Genomic DNA, 17,871 nt, shown 5'->3' with positions numbered 1-17,871 from the left:
AAAATAAGTTTGTATCGAGGAAAATAGAAAATTATTAATTCTTTATAAAAGCACATTACATACGCATTAAAGAAATCTTAACTGCGAAAATCAACGAAGAAAGTCATTATATACGTACGCTTTCATTATATCAGGGGCTCTATATAGAGCCCCTGATATAATGCTAACCGCTTAATAATCTTAATCTTGCGCTGGAGAGAGAACTTCTGTGCCTGGTAAAAAGCCGTTTTCTAAAAACTCTAAAGAAGCTCCCCCGCCTGTCGATACGTGTGAGACTTGAGAGGTACATCCGGCTAAAGCAACAACAGCAGCGGCGTCACCACCACCCACGACGGTAGTTGCAGAAGAATGTCGTGCTAGACAGTTGGCGATAGCCATAGAACCTTGATCAAAAGGAGGAACTTCATAAACACCGACGGGGCCGTTCCAAAATACTGTTGCTGAAGCATCAATGATCTTACAAAACTCTTGAATCGTTTTGGTTCCGATATCTAAACCTTCAAGATCTGCAGGAATCCCCTGATCTATAAGTGTTTCTGACCAGCTGACTCCAGGCTCGCACGCCTTGGCAACTTTTACATCTATAGGGAGAACGATACGCACATTACGCTGCTCTGCAAGTTTCAAAACACGACGAGCAAGCTCTATTCCCGATTCTTCAACTAGGGAATTCCCTACGGACTTACCTAGTGCCTTTAAGAAGGTGAATCCCATGCCTCCTGCTAAGAGTAAGTTGTTCACTTGCGATAGTAAGGCTTCTATTACCCCGATTTTTGAAGATACTTTAGCCCCACCAAGGATAGCAGTAAAAGGACGTTTAGGAGAATGCAGAAGGTGCTGCCCTAAAAACTCGAGTTCTTTCTCCATAAGAAGGCCTGCTGCAGATCTTCCAGGGAAAGCTTGGGGCACATGATAAACAGAAGCATGTTTTCTATGAGAAGTCCCAAAAGCATCATTCACATAAAAATCTCCATAAGAAGAAAGTTCAGCAGCAAATGTAGGATCTTCTTCGGGATGTTCTTCACCCCTATGGAAACGGAGATTTTCTAATAGCAATACGCGCCCTGGAGATAGCTGCGCTACTGCCTGACGAGCAACCTCCCCAATACAATCGGGAGCTAAAGGAACGTGATGGCCTAAGTAGCCTTCTAAAACTTCAACAACAGGCTGGAGGGAATACTTCTCTTCAAACCCCGTTCCCTTAGGGCGGCCTAAATGACTCATTAAAATTACAGCAGCGCGTTTTTGCAACAGATAGTTAATTGTTGGCATAGCACTACGAATGCGAATATCATCAAGAATCTTCCCATCTTTTATAGGAACATTAAAATCTACACGAACTAAAACCTTGTTTTCTTCTGGGGAAAGTTCCCTGACTGTCAATCTATCCATATACCTTGAGAAACTATCTAAGATGATTTCCCTATTTTTAATGGAAGAGCGCTCTTAAAGCAAAGAAAAATAGAATAGAGAGTATCGCTCCTGCAGGAAGAGTAATAAACCACGACATGATAATATCTTTGATAATATTTAAATTAATCGCATGAATCCCACGAGCAAGACCTATGCCTAACACAGCTCCCACAACCACGTGAGTTGTTGATATAGGCAAGCCCATAGCTGATGCCAAAGCAATTGTAACAGCAGCACTTAGGCCTACAGAAAATCCCCTTGAGGGGGTAAGTTCGGTAATCTTACACCCTACAGTTTCAATCACGCGCCATCCCCAAACGGATAATCCAATAATTAATCCGACGCCGCCGAAAGCCATAAGCCCTATTAATGTATAGGAAGAATACACTTGGGGATATGCTTGGCGCAAAACTCCAGCTACAGGAGCAATGGCGTTAGCCACATCGTTAGATCCGTGGGCAAAAGCCATGAAACAAGCAATGATAATTTGCAAATAAGCAAAGATTCTCTCTACGATAAGGTATTTCCTACCGTAGTTTCCCCCACATGTTTTTAAACGACAAAGCAAACTTCCGGGTTTCGGAGATTCACAAATAAAGGAGCAATGTGATGTATGCACATACTTAAACATGAGGGCATAGGCAAGACTGCCGACAAGAAACACTAACAGTAAAGCCAAGGGAAGAGGGACCAAGCGTGTAACCACGCCGCCACAAACAATAATGATTCCTAAGGTAATGATGACAAAAGCAGCAAGAAATGGTGCTATGCGAATCATTGCACCTACGGGATCATTCTTATAAAGGATATTTCTACGTATAAAAGAAAAGATGAGGTAAGCAATACAACCTCCCATGAGCGGAGAGATTACCCAACTCACTAAAATTGTCCCTACAGATCCCCAATAAATGACTGTTCCCTTACCAAGAACAAGACCAAAACCGATTACAGCTCCTACTATAGAATGGGTTGTAGAAACCGGCCATCCGAAATATGATGCAAGTTGTAGCCAGACTCCTGTGGCCAATAAGGCCCCCGTCATACCATAAATATAATCGCCAGAGGCGATCAACGGATCGGAAACAGAGACTATACGACTTTCTATAGTTCCTGCAACACGATCTCCGAGGAACAAAGCTCCTAAAAATTCAAAAATAGCAGCGATGATTACTGCCTGACGTAATGTTAATACCCCGGATCCCACACTAGGACCAACGGCATTAGCCACGTCGTTAGCTCCTATATTCCAAGAGGTATAAAAACCACATAAGAGAACAAAAATGAGTAGAACAAGCATGAAATATTACTTTTCTTCTAACGTCATGTTAACTCGATGAGCAAGTTTTTCCGAACTATCGGAAATCCCCGCAGCGCGCTTAATTACCTGCAGCCATAAATAAAATTCTTTTTCAGAGATCATAAATTCATCAGAAAAGAATATTTGCATGATCTCTCGTTGAATAACATCACACTCGTGCTCAGCTTTCGCTACGCGACTTACTAGAAACCGTACTTTGTCAGCTTTACGCCCTCCAAAAGAGCTTTCTAGTAATTTATTGAATTCTTGTATGACCGTCATAGTAAGATCAAAAGTTTCAACACTTTTATGTAGGAATTGGAAAAAGATCTTCTCAAATTCTGGATAAAAATGCAGCTTTCTAACGGTAAGTAAGATGGCTACATCTTCGGAAACATCAGCGATGCTATCTTGTATAGAAATAATTTCTAGCAATCCTGCCCGCGATATCGGCATAAATAAGCCTACAGGAAGGTGATTGCGCATATCATTTTTTATACAATCTGCTTGGTATTCCTTATCAGAAATATTTTTCGCTATTGTTTGTACCTGTTTGTAATCCCCATCACGCAAGGCTGTGAAGATTGGCACCATTTGCTGAACGCAAAATGCTACGACTTCCAAGTGCGCTTGTAGCGGGGCAAAAGGAGACTGTCCGAACAGACGAGCAAGGGTTTGCATAAGAATACCTTTTTAGCAATAATAACGTGCTTTAACGATCTTGTAAATGACTTATGACTCATCTACCTATCTTACAGGTTAAAGATCTATCGGTCAGCCTGAATAAACGTCGCGAACGCTACTCCATTATCGAGTCATTGTCCTTTGATTTACATAAGGGGAAAACATTAGCGATTATCGGAGAATCAGGATCGGGGAAATCGGTAACTGCTCAGGCTCTTATGCAGCTATTACCTTCTCCGCTATTTTCTACGTCAGGAAAAATCCTTTTCCATGGAAAAGATTTGTTAGAAGCACCGCGGGGAATCCTAAGATCGATTTTCGGAACGAAAATTTCTATGATTTTCCAAAATCCCCAATCCTCTTTAAATCCTGTTTTCACAATAGAGCAACAATTCCAAGAGTTTATCCGCACGCATCTCCATCTTCCCCATAAAGAAGGACGAGAGAAAATCATCCAAGCTCTTATAGATACAGGATTCCATAATCCTGAACTCTGTTTAAAACTCTATCCTCACCAGCTTTCCGGAGGCATGTTACAAAGAGTCTCTATTGCTATGGCTCTGCTTGCTTCTCCAGAAATTTTAATTGCTGACGAGCCAACAACAGCTCTCGATGTTTCTGTTCAATATCAGATTTTACAACTATTAAAAGGCTTACAAGAGAAATTCGGGATGAGCTTGCTCATCATCACCCATAATATGGGTGTTGTTGCTGAAACCTCTGATGAGGTCCTCGTCCTCTATGCAGGAAGAAAGGCAGAATATGCTTCTGCAAAGGAAATTTTCCATAACCCTTGCCATCCCTATACCCAAGATCTTTTAGCGTCACGCCCTTCGCTGCAAAATGAAACGTTTAGGGCAATTCCTGGACAACCTCCTCACTATAGCTCTCTTCCTTCTGGATGCTGCTATTACCCGAGATGTTCAAAAGCTTATGGGAAATGTAAAAACGAGTCTCCAGAAGTTCACAATGCAAGCGAGGGGCATAAAGTAAGGTGCTGGCTATATGAATGATCCTTTAGTACAAGCTAATCAGTTAAAAAAATATTACTACAAGCGTTCGAGCTGGTTTTGGAAAAAAACAATAGCAACAAGAGCTATTGATAATGTTTCTTTTTCTATACCTTCAGGGAAGATCGTAGGTCTAATTGGAGAATCGGGATCGGGGAAAACAACACTAGCCCTAGCGCTTTCTGGACTATTATCGCTAACCTCTGGCTATTTATCTTTTAATAACACCCCTATCAAACTACACTCTAAGCATGATTTAAAAAAGCTTCGTTCTTTCGTGCGTATGGTTTTTCAAAATCCCAAAGCTTCTTTAAATCCTAGAAAAACGATTTTTGACAGTTTGGGCCACGCTCTTATTCATCACCGTATAATTACAAAAGAGAAGCTCCACTCTGTTATTGGGGATACTTTAGAACTTGTAGGGTTATCTGCTGATTATTTTTACCGTTATCCTCATCAACTTTCAGGTGGTCAACAACAGCGCGTCTCCATAGCTAGAGCTTTATTAGGAGCTCCTAAGCTTATTATATGTGATGAGGTAGTTTCTGCTTTGGATCTTTCGATGCAAGCGCAGATCTTAAATATGCTCTCAAATTTACAAAAAGAGCTGAAGATGAGCTATCTTTTTATCTCTCATGATTTAGCTGTTGTGCGCTCTTTTTGTTCGGAAGTAATGATTATGTATAAAGGGAAAATTGTTGAATCAGGAACAACAGAAGAGATCTTCTTAAATCCTAAACATCCTTATACGCAAATGCTTCTCAACTCGCAACTTCCTGACCTTCCAGAAAATCGCAGTATAGAGCACAAATTAAAAGCATATCAGACAAACTCTTCCGAGATCCCCTCACCTACGGGATGTGTTTTTTATAATCGCTGTCCTAAGCGACAAAAAACCTGCCTTCAAGGACCTATTCCAGAACGAACCGATGGGGATAAGCACTCATATCAGTGCATTCTTTAAAAGATAATAAAGAAGATCTAAGATCTTCTTTATAAAAACTAGGCTTTCTTCAAAAGCCACTCCTCTAACTGCTTTAGCTGCTCTTCATCGTGAACATGTAGAGAGACGCTATGGTGAGAACCTTGTGATTTTACTGTTACCTTATAGCCTAAAGATTGGCTAAGACGCTCTTGCATATCTTGATAAGATACAGTTGAGGGTGTTTTTACATGTTCTTTAGAAGATAAAGATATAGACTCCCCTGACAATAATTTCTTTGCTTCTTGCTCTGCTTCACGAACAGCAAGACGCTTCGAGATAATCCTCTCAGCGAGAATTTCTCGCAATTTAGGATCTTCAAGAGTCAGGATAACTTTAGCATGTCCTAAGGTAATCTCTCCTAAATAAAGACTTTTTTGAATAGTTTCCGATAAAGAGAAAAGACGTAGGTAATTTGCAACTGTAGAACGTTTTTTCCCTACGCGCAGAGCGACTTTATCCTGAGTTAAACCAAAAACATTAATGAGCTTTTTAAAAGCCTCTGCCATTTCCATAGGGCTGAGGTTTACACGTTGGATATTCTCTATAAGCGTTGCTTCTGCGGCAATATCATCAGCAATCACTTGCTTAAGGACAACAGGGATCGTAGTATATCCTGCAAGCTGTAAAGCCCTCCAACGACGTTCCCCAGCAATTAATTCATAGTATAAAACTTTATCACCACTACGAATTTCACGAACTACAGGAGGGTGTATTAACCCTACGGATTGTAGAGACGCCACTAACTCCTGAAGCTCTGCCTCAGAAAACACCCGGCGAGGTTGAAAGGGACTCACCCGAATACTATCAACAGCCACTTCTATTATCGTATCTTTATTGATAACTCCGCTCACAAACTACCTTCGCTATTTTCTTTTCATCTCTGAAACATTATTAGTGGCATAGAGATGGTATTTATCCCAATTTATTTTAAGGAGAAATAGTATCACAGAAGTTTTTCTATCAAAAGAGCTTGTAGAAGTGAAGTGCTTTTTTTAGTGTTTCCTCCTGTTAGGATATCTCAAATCAAGGAGTTTACGAAAAAATTTTTTCCAGATACACTGAGGGCATTAAGCGCTTTGCATTCTAAAATCATGAAGAACTTACTATCCTCTATATGGAAAAGGGTTTATTCCTATTCGTTTGCTTTAACAGTCCTAGTGACCTCGTCCCTATTCCTGACAGGAAAGATCATTTATAATTTCCAAAAGAGCGATCGCGAGAAGCATGAAAGTATTCTTCTTCTTACAAAAACTGCAGAAGCTGCAGTTTTTCAAGGGTTCATACCTCCTAAAACTGCCTTACCTATGTTAGAACGTGCCTATCGCATGGGTGGGAACTCGTTAAAACCTTATGCAGGTTTCCTTTCTTCATGTTTTTACATTCATAATGAGCCCCTACGTGGTGCTTATTATGCAGGACTTGCCTACGGTAGCGGAGCAAATTTCCATATGCCCTCTCCAGCTCAGGTTTTATTAAAAGAAATCGTAGATGCTCAAGCTAATCAAGATTATCACGTAGCTTTAGAAAAATCTTCCCAGCTTCTTCAATTGGCGGCATCTTCCGAAGATTATCCTACATTACGCTTTCTCACACTTCTAAGAATCCTAGAAATCAAAGAAATCTTAAACCAAGATACCGAAGCGGATTTTGAAGAACTCAAAACCCTGCCATTGTTCAAAGAGTTTGAACAATTCTATAAGGATGGAGAGTGGACATTAACTAAACGTTTTGGCAAAAAGCGCTAACTACCTATTTATATTAAGGATCTGTATGCCATCTCCTGTAGACACTCAAGAGCTCTCGAACTCCTCAACGGAATCTTCCTCTTCTACACAAACAGCAACAGAACCCTTTCCTCAACATTCCCCAAAAATTCTTTCTGGATCTTTAGTTATCTATCCTCACGAGGATAACAAACCCGCATCGTAAGGCAAGCATATGCTGATTGTTTTAGCCTTTCGCCAAGTCTTTTTCTCTAAACAGCCAGGTCTTTTAGAAAAATTGCAAAGGTATTTGTTACTGCTTAAACAAGCTTATCCCTTAGTGCTCCCCGGAGAACCTATAAAAAAGTTATCCCTGATGTTAACTTTTGATCATGCCTCCGTAGATTTTTACTCTCATATTTTTCCGTTTCTACAAAAGCATCACATCCCTGCTGTTGTTGGAATTGCTTGGAGATATGTCGCTAAAGATTCTGCTTCTTCTCTTCCTCTCAGCCATCGTTTATCTCCTAGCGAAACTCTCGCGTTTCAAGATGAAGTTTTTGCAGCTCATCAACCATTTTGTACAAAACAAGAATTGCAAATACTTGCAGATTCTCCCTATATACAATTAGCCTCATCAGGATTTGCTATTCGCAATTTACAACACTCTCCTCCCTACCTTGCTACAGAGATTTTCTTATCTAAATATTCTATAGAACAAGCTCTTGGGAAAACTCCCTTAGGATTTTTCTATCCTTTTGGGAAATATGACGATGCATGTGCAGAAGTAGTTAAGAAACACTACCCTTTTTCTTTTGTTTTAGGAAATACACTAAACAGAAAAACAAAGTATCACGGGATCTATCGTATAGATATGACACATGCAGCATATACGTTGCCCAATATCCACAGACCACAATACATCAAAAATTGGCTAATGGATAAATGTAGACAGACGTATTTGCGCTGGAGCCCTAACAAAGAACGCATTGCGTTTCAAGAAAGCTCTCGCTAAGACTACACCCGCACTCTAGCTAGTATAGCTCGTAAAGCAGACATGAAAGTATCAATGTCTTTCTTATCGTTGTATATCCCCAAGGATACTCTAAGAACATGGCCTAGATTCCATCGGTTCATGGCAGGTTGTGCGCATTGATGCCCTGTACGCACGGCTATTCCCTGAAGATCTAAAAGACAACCGATATCAAAAGGATGCGCGCCTTGAACTTTCAAACTCACCAAAGCTCCGCGCAGCTGATTTATCCCCGGACCTAGTATCTGCATACCAGGAATCGTCATGAGCTCATTATAAAGATACTGCGTTAGCTCTTCCTCTTGCCGATATACAGTATCAGGTAGAGATTGTAGATAGTCTATAGCAGCTCCTAATCCTAAAATAGAAGCTATAGGGGGGGTTCCTGCTTCAAATTTTAATGGCGCAGAAAGATATTCTGGATTTTCACTATCATAAATAGAGACCATATCCCCACCTCCCTCTACAGGAGATAGTTTTTCTAAAAGCTCTTTCTTACCATATAGCACGCCTAACCCTGTAGGCGCATACATCTTATGAGCTGAAAAAGCATAGAAATCAACATCCCAATCCACAACATCCACAAAGGTATGAGCAACTCCCTGAGCACCATCTACAGAAATATAGGCTCCGTATTGATGAACAAGATGGGCTATATGCTTTAAAGGTTGGATACATCCTGTAACATTACTTACATGTGCTATACTGACAAAAGAAGCCCCAGCCTTAAGCAAGGCCTCTAAATGCTCTAGATCTATATAACCAGAATCATCAACAGCTATTTTCTTCACGCAAGATCCGCGTCTACGACAAGCTAATTCCCAAGATAAAACATTTGCGTGATGTTCTGCTTCAGAAACTAATACAACACCACCTTCAGGAATGAAGGTATCATTGGCAGATATTGCCAATAAATTTAAAGCTGCTGTCGTGCCTCGAGTAAAAATAATTTCTTCATTATACGCAGCGTGTATCCACTCGCGTATCTTTCCACGAACAGCAGTATAATCTTCGGTGATGTTTTTCGAAGAACTATAGACATTACGATTTACAGTAGCATATGTACTGCTATAAAAATCACTAATCGCCTCTATTACCTTTTTAGGTTTGTGCGTGGTAGCAGCAGAGTCTAGATAAATGTAGGGTTCCCCTTGAAGCTCTTTATTAGCAAAAATAGGAAAGTCTTCTTTTATCCTACATACCATCTATAGAGCGCTCCTTAATAATTTCTTGAGATAGTCTGGTCAACTTTGGAAAATGCTCTTGAGAAGTCTCTACAGATAAAAATCCCCGAACAAGCTTCTTCTGAGCTTCCTCGCGTGTCATTCCCCGAGATTGCATATAAAACATCTGTTGAGCATCTAACGGTCCTACCGTAGCTCCGTGAGAGGCTTTAACATCATCGGTAAGAATCTCTAATCTTGGGAAAGTTGTAACATGGGCGTGATCACTAAGCAATAACGTGTCGTGCTTTTGATAAGCATCAGCAAACATCCCACGAGACGTTATATGGATACCTCCTTCAAAAAGGAAATGCCCAGAATACAGGATGGATTTGATATTCTGTCGTGATGTTGTAGACTCTGCATCATGATACATAAGGTTCCTTACCCACGTCTTTTTCGGAGATAGGGTAGAAACCAAAGACTCTCCATGAGCGTTATTTCCTATCATAGAAAAGGTATTGTCAAACCAACCATAACCTCCAACATCTTCTTGAAGATATTGGGTTATAGAACAGGCCCCCTGTTCTTCAATAGTTGCTATATGCGACCAACTTATTCTTTCCTCGTGGATGTATTTAGGTAGCATAGTTAAAGACAACTCCGCACCCTCTGATACAAAAACTTCTGTAACACCATTAATAATAGCAAAGCTTTCAGTAACACCGCTTTCTCGCGCAGTATGATGAGAAATTTGGACAGAACAGCTGGATTGCTTTCCTAAGATGACGACAATCTTTGGAGAATAAATCACCCGCTCATCTTGAGCCATTGGGAAGCAAATATGACGAATGCTTAAAGGTTCACGCACCTGAAATTCTTCAGGAACATAAATAACGACTCCTTCTTCTTGAGAACACACAGCATTCAGAAATGCTAGAGGTTGTGCATCTACATCATATCTTTGAATAAAAGTAGAGAAAACAGATTGCGCATCTTTTAACGACATCGACAACACTCCCTCTGGTAATTGAGAAAGTGAAGGTTCGTATTTACCGTTAATTAAAATGCACTCGCAAGACAGAGAATTTTCATGATGTAACCAATGTTGCTTCGCAGTCTCCGATCCTCCATGGGAAATATAGTATTTCTCTGGAAATTGCGTAAGATCCTTAAGCCAAGAGAAAGCCCGAAAAATCTCTTTAAAAGATTCAGACTGAAAGTGTTTCTCATAGCATATTTGCGTCGCTTGATGTATAGGAGAACCTTTAGCTATAGAGCGGCTATGTTCTAAAAAATTCAACATATTACCCCCGAGAAGAGCAGGACAATACTTCGTGATAACTCTTTTCTTCTAGCTCACGCATCAAAGAAACTCCCCCTGAACACGCTATCCTTCCTTCTAATAAGATATGAACGTGATCGGGTTGAAGAAGATTACCTAATTTAGGGTTATGCGTAACTATACACACAGCACTCTTAGGATGAATCTCTCGATACTTCTCAATCGTTTTGCAGATAAACCTTAAAGCATCCACATCTAATCCTGAATCGGGCTCATCTAATAGTATCATCTCTGGCTCTAAAACAAGCATTTGCCAGATTTCGTTTTTCTTTCTCTCCCCGCCAGAAAATCCTTCATTGATATTTCTTTCTAAGAAGTGATTAAATGATTCAAATTCATAAGTTTCAGAAACAGAAGACAGAAGCATATCAAATTCAGCTTCTGCTATTTCTTCTTCCTGACGAGACCGCCTACAGGCGTTATAAGCATCTTTCAAGAAAAGCCTGTTGTTTACACCAGGAATTTCCGGAGGCTGTTGGAATCCCATAAATAATCCCATCTGCGCTCGTTCTTCAGGAGCTTTGTCTAATAGATCCTGATCCAACAAGCGAATATCTCCAGAAATAATAGACACGCTATCATCTCCTGATAACACTTTAGCAAAGGTAGATTTTCCTGCTCCATTAGGGCCCATAATAATATGTAATTCTCCTGGAGAGATGTGTAAGTTTAAATCATCCAGGATTTTAACATCCTCACAACATACATGTAAGTTTTGTATATGTAGCATCAACTACCCCACGCTATTTTCCAACTTAACAAACAATAATTTCGAAGCTTCTCGAGCAAACTCTAAAGGCAACTGTTCGATAATCTCACGGCAAAACCCATGCACCACCAAGCTTACAGCCTCTTCCGCACTCAATCCGCGACTACGCAAATACATTAACTGATCTGCGCGTAATTTCGATGTTGTGGCCTCATGTTCAACTGATGATTTGGAGTTTTCTACCGTAATTTTAGGATCGGTATAAGCTCCACATGACTGGCCTATCAACATCGAATCACATTGTGTGTAATTACGACTTCCTACAGCTCCTTCCGAAATAGAAACAAGACTCCTGAAAGTATTATGAGAGTCCTCAGAAGAAATTCCCTTAGAAACTATTGTTGAAGTTGTTTTTTCCCCCACATGAATCATCTTAGTCCCGGTGTCGGCTTGCATTTTGCCATTTGTCAAAGCTATGGAATAAAATTCTCCCACGCTTTCTTTCCCCCTCAAAATGCAGCTTGGATATTTCCACGTAATTGCTGCGCCAACTTCAACCTGAGACCAAGAGATCTTTGATTTATAACCCGCGCACAAGCCACGCTTGGTTACAAAATTATAAATTCCACCCTTGCCCGTTTTCTTATCTCCAGAAAACCAATTTTGCACGGTAGAATAACGAATAACAGCCCGTTCATGCGCTACGAGCTCTACAACAGCTGCATGCAGCTGATTTGAAGAAAATGATGGAGCCGTACACCCTTCAAGATAGCTCACAAAAGCATCATCTTCTGCAATAATTAACGTGCGTTCAAATTGCCCTGACTCCTTATCATTAATCCTAAAATAGGTAGAAATCTCCATAGGGCAACGCACACCCTTCGGAATATAGACAAAAGAACCATCACTAAAAACAGCAGCATTTAAAGCTGCAAAATAGTTGTCCCTATGAGAGACAACTGTGCCTAAATATTTTTTTATTAGTTCAGGATGTTCACGAATGGCTTCACTCATTGAGCAAAAAATCACCCCAGCTTTATCCAAAGCTTCTTTGAAGGTCGTCCCTATCGATACAGAATCAAAAACTAAATCTACAGCGACATTCTGAACATTTAATAGACGTTTCTGCTCATCTAAAGGGATGCCCAGCTTTTTAAAAGTCTCTAAAATTTCAGGATCAGCCTCCTCTAAACGCCCTAAAGGATTTTTTTGCTTCGGAGCAGAAAAATAGACGATCTCCTCATAATCCATAGGATTATAATTTAGCCTAGCCCAGCCAGGCTCCTGCAATTTTTTCCAATGCTGATAAGCTTTTAAGCGGAAATCTAAAATGAAAGAAGGTTCTTTGCGCAATTGGGAAATTTCTTCGATAGTCTCTTTGCTAAGACCTCTAGTTAATCCCTCCGACTCTATAGGTGTGACGAAACCATAAGGATAATCTTGATGATTCTGTAAAAAATCTTCTATAGACTGGCTCATAAACGCCCAACCTCTGCGTATCTAATGTCATTGTGTAGGACTACACGAGGGCTCAACTAGACTAACAGATTTTCAATATTTTTCGAAGCATTAAAGAAGGCGTGAAAAAAAAGCTTGGCTTCGGCTTCCACGCCTGTTTAGAAAAGAATGTTGATAACAGACATTCTCTTAGAAATCATACTTTGTGTTCAAAAAAAAAAAAAGACCTATGGCCTTGAAACACAAAACCATTTGAGATCTTTATTTTTTGTCCCCAAACTTTTTAAGTCAAAGCAATTTTTTGACCTCATGAGGGCTCAACGAATTATCAAAAAAATTGCTTACCTTAATAATTTGCGATTTCTAATTTATTGTTTATGGCAGCACATCCAATCTACGTTCAAATTGCCCCGAAGACACCGTCTTTTGTAGCAAAGGAGCGAACATGGAGTCTTTCACAGTTAAAAACGACAGCTCTTTCTCTGCTTTTTCTGACTGCCCTTCCATATGATAAAGATAGCCGAGAAGATAATGAGACAGCTCGTGTTCTAAATTAATTCCAAGCGCACGATGGAAAGCATCGGACGCTTGTTGGTTTTGCTTAAGATCCATATGAGCTAGCCCAACATAAAAATGCGCATCCGCATCTTCTTCATTTAAAAAGAGAGCTTCCTGGAAAGCTTTTAAAGCTAAACGTGTTTTATCTAAGGTGAGGTAACATAAACCTAGATTATAATGACCATCGGATAGATCGGGACGTAACTGCACAACCCTTTCATAAGCTTCTGTGGCTTTGTCCCATTGCTTATGGCGTGAAAGTAAGTAGCCCAACTTTATCCACGCTTTCCAATATAAAGGATTTTTACTTACCGTAGTCTCTAATAGAGCAATAGCCTCTAGCTCATTGTCCATATCTGTTAAAACAACAGCTTTATTGTACATGCTCTGTGGGTTCCAAGGATCCAGCTCTAAGATCCTATCAAAGCATTCTATTGCTTCTATATATCTACCCAAACGATGATAGACCCCTCCTAGGCTAAACCAACATTCAGCGTCATCTGGATGCAAAATGATATAAGCACGGTATTGCTCTATAGCTTCTTCACAACGATTATCCCGATCTAAAGCTACTCCATAACAATAACGTAAATAGCTATCCCCAGGCTCGGATTCTAATCCTTTTGTGCACCAAGTTAGCGCTTCAGGAATTCTTCCTAATTCTAAAGCAATAATTCCTAAATAGCAGTAGGCTAGCGCTGCTTTAGGATCTAGCTCTAAAGTTTCTTTTAGCCTTCGTTCTGCCTGTTCATATTCCCCACTCAAAAAGAAGTTAATTCCTGAGCAGAGAAATTCTTTGGCTAGATGTTTCGCAGCTTCTTCCATGAATATTTCTCCTGGCACACAAGTTCGTTGACCTCATGTTTCACAGGAGCAAAAAGCGTGCCAGCCCTTACAAATTAGAAGAAAAACCTTCTTTTTTCCTTATTTTCTCCCACTTTTCTATCATTTTCACAGCAATAGGAGCTGCGTCCCTTCCAAACTCTCCAAGACGCAAATAAACAATGACAACAATATCAGGATGAGCAAGTTCGGCATCAGGAAACCCTACAGCAGCAAACCATACATGCTTCATCTTCATATTTCCATATTGTCGATCTAAACCTACACGTACTATAGATTCAGCCGTGCTTGTTTTTCCGACAATACGGCTTAATAATTCTGGGCTAAACTGCTCGCGAATACTTCGTGTCGTTCCATACTTTCCCCAAATTACATTGTGCATCCCAGACTTAAATAATTCCGTTATGCACTCAGGCATAAATACATCCCGTTTTTTCACAGGAGATACTTTATAAAACTCCTCCCCATCCCATTCTCCCAAAACTAAACTAGGGACATAAAGAGCCCCACCATTAACCAATGCTGCCATCATAACAGCCGTTTGCAAAGGAGTAACAACAAGAGTATGCTGTCCTATTGCGGTTGCGTACAATCCTGAACGATTGTAAGCCACATCATGAGGAATGACACCAGCATACTCTCCTGGCAATCCCACGCCTGTTTTTTCTCCAAAACCAAATAAAGATGCTGCGTGACATAGATCTTCAGGATCAGAGAGATGCTCACCAACAAGCAAAGAAAAATAGGGGTTGCTAGACATTTCCAAAGCAGCAATCAAATCAATGCGTCCGCGTCCCGCATAATCATTCTTCGGTAAAATTCCCCCATGATAAAAGGAAGGAATGGGGGAGCCATCTTTAAAAAAGCCCACATGCGGCTTAGCACTTACATAACCAAAAGACTGCCTATCAATAATAACCAGCAAACGAGATAGATAGTCTACATCAACATTCCCTCGCATCACCTCTTGAGATAATACAGAATAGGCAGAGACAAGTTTAAAAATAGACCCTAAAGTTGCTGCCTGACCAAAAGCATGTGGGCGTAGATATCCATAACCATAAGTAGGATAAAATGCTGCAGCTAAATCTTGTTCTTTTTGAGGAATATTTCTTGTAAGCATGGGAGCATAATTACCATAGAGAGGGCGCTGTAGCTCAGAAAACTCCCTGAAGGATAAGAACAATTGTAGTAGATCAATTGAAGAATCAGAAAACTTCTGTTTTAAAAACTCATAATGCTCATACCAAGGTAGTGCTTTATGTGCTCCACTCTCTAATTCTCTTTTCCATATGGAAAGGGCTTCATAATAAGCCTTTAGATGCTCTGTTTCCCCTTGTCCAGAAAGTAAATACGTTAAAAACGTATCAAGGTAACAACGACGAAAATCTTGATATTGCGCACGTTTTTGCTCTAACAAATAGTCTACATAGGGTGTAGGATAACGTTGCTTCCTCTCGTTTTCCTCTTTACGCTTAAGCTCTAGAAACTTTGCAAAATAAAGCTTTCTCCACTCTTTAAAATCTATCTCAGTAAAAATATCTTCCACAATCTTAGAAAATGCACTACGCAAAGCTACGTAATGGCCCTGACATTCGAAAAATTCCGATAAAGAAAGAGAGCCTACTGACGAAAGTAGCTCAGGATGAAATCTCGAAGGATCGATAACCATCTGAAATAGATCTATAAGCAACAGCTTATCGTAATTTGCTGGGAGCTCAGCAAAAAATGGTTCAAGCTCAAGCTTAACCTCCTCGATTTCTTGCTCATAGTCTTTACAACAGCGCGCTATCCACTGCTGCTGCTTTTTAGAAATCACCCTGCCTATAGTCACGTGCTCGTGCTCTGAAGGAAACACAGCATCAAATATAGAAGAGCACGAGCAATGCCCTTCAGAATAAGAAAATATATCTAATAAACGCTCCACAACCTGTTGTAGCTTAATAGCGTTCTCTACAGTCCCATAACGCTTAACAACTGACTTAAGCTCTGATGTATTTGGAAGAATGAAATCTAGGAAATAATCAAAAGTAAGAGAAAGCTCCTCATCATAGCATAAACCCGTCAAAGGATTTCTCTTTTCACGACGCAAAGGAACCTTCCTATCATAGACTTCTGCAATATGTTCAACATTTTCCAGCCAACGATATACTTCAGATCTTGCTTCTAAATCTGACCCTATCCGCATATCAATAAAGTCATTATTGTGATAACGCGGAGATGATGCCATCGCCAATATTTGGCCATTGTTAGGATCTAAAGCAATAATTGCCCCGCCTTTAATCCAAGGGAATAAAGGAGGTAAAAGTTTTTGCTTCTTTAATGATTGTGCCGAACGGAAATGCTCCGTTCTTTCATGATCTAAAAGCAAAGCATCTGCAAATTCTTGTAGCTCTGTAGATAATGTAAGCTGCAACTTCTTTCCAGAAGTTGCAGCAATTGCACTAATACCTTGAATGAAGTTACCACGACGATCTACAAGAACGGTTTTTTTACCTAATTGACCCCGTAATTTCCCATCCCAACACGCCTCTATACCCAACTTTCCAACTAAAGCATTCAAACTATACGCATTGTTCTCTAAAGAACTTAATAAAGAACGCACTTGATCTATGCTTGCTAAACCTTCAGGAAATTTCGGATCTTCACCTTCCTCATACGCTCGAACACATTCTCGCAACTTACTTAGCTCATGCGTAACTTGCTTATATTCTTGAGCACTAATAGGTCCTACATAACCTAAAATATCAGAAGCCATCTTGCGCATGGGATAATAACGTCGTACACTAGGCTCTACATGCAAACCAGGCCAATGTTTCGACATCATCTTTAGTCTTAAATACGTACGCTCAGGAACATTAGCCTGAACTAAATAGGGCACAGAGCCTAATACAGAAGCTTTTGCATGAATACTGTCTTCTATTGCATCTTTATCTAGATGCAACTCTTGAGCAAGGAGTTCTGATAAACGTGTGATATAATTTTTCCTAACAGGAATCAGCTCTCGCGTGCCATCTGCATGAACATGCCAAGCCCTAGATGGCAAGTCCCGAATAGCTCCGTAAGCTACGCTCACATCATATTGCATCGTATTTTTTGCTAATACTTTGCCAAAACGATCACAAATTGTCGCACGCTCAACAAGCTCTGGAATCACCCTTACCTGCGGCTTATAAGCCTCCTCCAGCTTCTGATCATGCTCAACAACAGCGAGATGCCATAAACGCACAGCAATGATTGCTAACGCTACGATAATTCCCGACAATAGCCTATTTGTCTTTTCTGGAACTGTAAGATAAGAACGACGTTTCTTAGAGGGTTTCATAAAACAAATACTAGGTTCTCAACCATTGTCTGGCAAGTGATTCGGCTAGTTATAAACCCTACTTCACAAAGCACAATAATGGGTAAAACACATGCCATTTTTGCAAACATGAAAACATCACAAATAAAATATAAAAGCAAAAACCATCCAAAACTTTAATGTTTTATTAAATAATTTCGCTTTATTTTATTTGCAAAAACAAAGAATAGCGCTTTAGGATTCGGTTATAAGAAAGCCTTTTTACACCCTTCTGTGAAGGCAATTCTAACTTATTCTAAGTAGCATAAGAAATAAAAGCGTGGACAAAAATCTATTAGCTAACTTATTAGCACGTATAAGGAGTTA

General features: G+C 40.0%; 15 protein-coding genes. 5 read left to right on the top strand and 10 right to left on the bottom strand.

The window, feature by feature from the left end:
* Nucleotides 1-180 precede the first annotated feature (180 nt).
* The 3 genes from CCA_RS00340 to CCA_RS00330 are packed head-to-tail and all read right to left on the bottom strand — an operon-like array spanning nt 181 to nt 3,391.
* Entirely contained in the window at nt 181-1,392 is a 1,212-nt protein-coding gene (locus tag CCA_RS00340) for a phosphoglycerate kinase (protein WP_011006034.1), read from the bottom strand.
* A 37-nt stretch (nt 1,393-1,429) separates the two neighbouring features.
* Entirely contained in the window at nt 1,430-2,710 is a 1,281-nt protein-coding gene (locus CCA_RS00335) for an inorganic phosphate transporter (RefSeq protein WP_011006033.1), read from the bottom strand.
* 6 nt (nt 2,711-2,716) lie between these two features.
* Nucleotides 2,717-3,391 carry a TIGR00153 family protein gene (locus CCA_RS00330; protein ID WP_011006032.1) on the bottom strand — a complete coding sequence of 225 codons (675 nt, stop codon included), beginning with the start codon at nt 3,389-3,391 and terminating at the stop codon, nt 2,717-2,719.
* 53 nt (nt 3,392-3,444) lie between these two features.
* Between CCA_RS00330 and CCA_RS00325 the strand changes: the two genes are divergently transcribed.
* Nucleotides 3,445-4,407 carry an ABC transporter ATP-binding protein gene (locus CCA_RS00325; RefSeq protein WP_011006031.1) on the top strand — a complete coding sequence of 321 codons (963 nt, stop codon included), beginning with the start codon at nt 3,445-3,447 and terminating at the stop codon, nt 4,405-4,407.
* Nucleotides 4,400-5,368, top strand: coding sequence for an oligopeptide/dipeptide ABC transporter ATP-binding protein (locus CCA_RS00320; protein WP_011006030.1), 969 nt, complete (start codon nt 4,400-4,402; stop codon nt 5,366-5,368). Before CCA_RS00325 ends, CCA_RS00320 begins: the two co-directional genes overlap by 8 nt.
* A gap of 38 nt (nt 5,369-5,406) precedes the next feature.
* Here CCA_RS00320 and CCA_RS00315 read toward each other — a convergent pair whose 3' ends face one another.
* A complete protein-coding gene (locus CCA_RS00315; RefSeq protein ID WP_011006029.1) occupies nt 5,407-6,240 on the bottom strand; it encodes a ParB/RepB/Spo0J family partition protein in 834 nt (277 codons plus the stop codon).
* Nucleotides 6,241-6,480: 240 nt separating this feature from the next.
* On the opposite strand from CCA_RS00315, the gene CCA_RS00310 reads away from it, so the two are divergent.
* From CCA_RS00310 to CCA_RS00305, 3 genes are read left to right on the top strand one after another with little or no spacing between them, the layout of a single operon-like run.
* Nucleotides 6,481-7,134, top strand: a complete 654-nt coding sequence (locus CCA_RS00310) for a hypothetical protein (protein WP_011006028.1) — start codon at nt 6,481-6,483, stop codon at nt 7,132-7,134.
* A 25-nt stretch (nt 7,135-7,159) separates the two neighbouring features.
* Nucleotides 7,160-7,318 (top strand): hypothetical protein, encoded by a 159-nt coding sequence (locus CCA_RS05340; RefSeq protein WP_162826057.1) that lies wholly within the window; start codon nt 7,160-7,162, stop codon nt 7,316-7,318.
* 9 nt (nt 7,319-7,327) lie between these two features.
* A complete protein-coding gene (locus CCA_RS00305; protein ID WP_011006027.1) occupies nt 7,328-8,107 on the top strand; it encodes a polysaccharide deacetylase family protein in 780 nt (259 codons plus the stop codon).
* Nucleotides 8,108-8,109: 2 nt separating this feature from the next.
* On the opposite strand, the gene CCA_RS00300 is transcribed toward CCA_RS00305, so the two are convergent.
* The 6 genes from CCA_RS00300 to CCA_RS00275 all read right to left on the bottom strand — a co-directional run bounded on the left by CCA_RS00300 (nt 8,110) and on the right by CCA_RS00275 (nt 17,526).
* Entirely contained in the window at nt 8,110-9,330 is a 1,221-nt protein-coding gene (locus CCA_RS00300) for a SufS family cysteine desulfurase (RefSeq protein ID WP_011006026.1), read from the bottom strand.
* A complete protein-coding gene (sufD, locus tag CCA_RS00295; RefSeq protein ID WP_011006025.1) occupies nt 9,320-10,594 on the bottom strand; it encodes a Fe-S cluster assembly protein SufD in 1,275 nt (424 codons plus the stop codon). Before sufD ends, CCA_RS00300 begins: the two co-directional genes overlap by 11 nt.
* A gap of 1 nt (nt 10,595) precedes the next feature.
* Nucleotides 10,596-11,363, bottom strand: coding sequence for a Fe-S cluster assembly ATPase SufC (gene sufC, locus CCA_RS00290; RefSeq protein ID WP_011006024.1), 768 nt, complete (start codon nt 11,361-11,363; stop codon nt 10,596-10,598).
* A gap of 3 nt (nt 11,364-11,366) precedes the next feature.
* Nucleotides 11,367-12,821: a Fe-S cluster assembly protein SufB gene (gene sufB / locus CCA_RS00285; RefSeq protein ID WP_011006023.1), complete on the bottom strand. Its 1,455-nt coding sequence runs from the start codon at nt 12,819-12,821 to the stop codon at nt 11,367-11,369.
* A gap of 354 nt (nt 12,822-13,175) precedes the next feature.
* Entirely contained in the window at nt 13,176-14,183 is a 1,008-nt protein-coding gene (locus CCA_RS00280) for a tetratricopeptide repeat protein (protein ID WP_011006022.1), read from the bottom strand.
* Nucleotides 14,184-14,250: 67 nt separating this feature from the next.
* Nucleotides 14,251-17,526 carry a penicillin-binding transpeptidase domain-containing protein gene (locus tag CCA_RS00275; protein WP_011006021.1) on the bottom strand — a complete coding sequence of 1,092 codons (3,276 nt, stop codon included), beginning with the start codon at nt 17,524-17,526 and terminating at the stop codon, nt 14,251-14,253.
* Between the last annotated feature and the right edge of the window lie 345 nt (nt 17,527-17,871).

Source organism: Chlamydia caviae GPIC (assembly GCF_000007605.1).
GTDB lineage: Bacteria > Chlamydiota > Chlamydiia > Chlamydiales > Chlamydiaceae > Chlamydia > Chlamydia caviae.
Note: the sequence above shows the minus strand (reverse complement) of the source record. Positions and strands in the feature narration are given on the sequence as shown.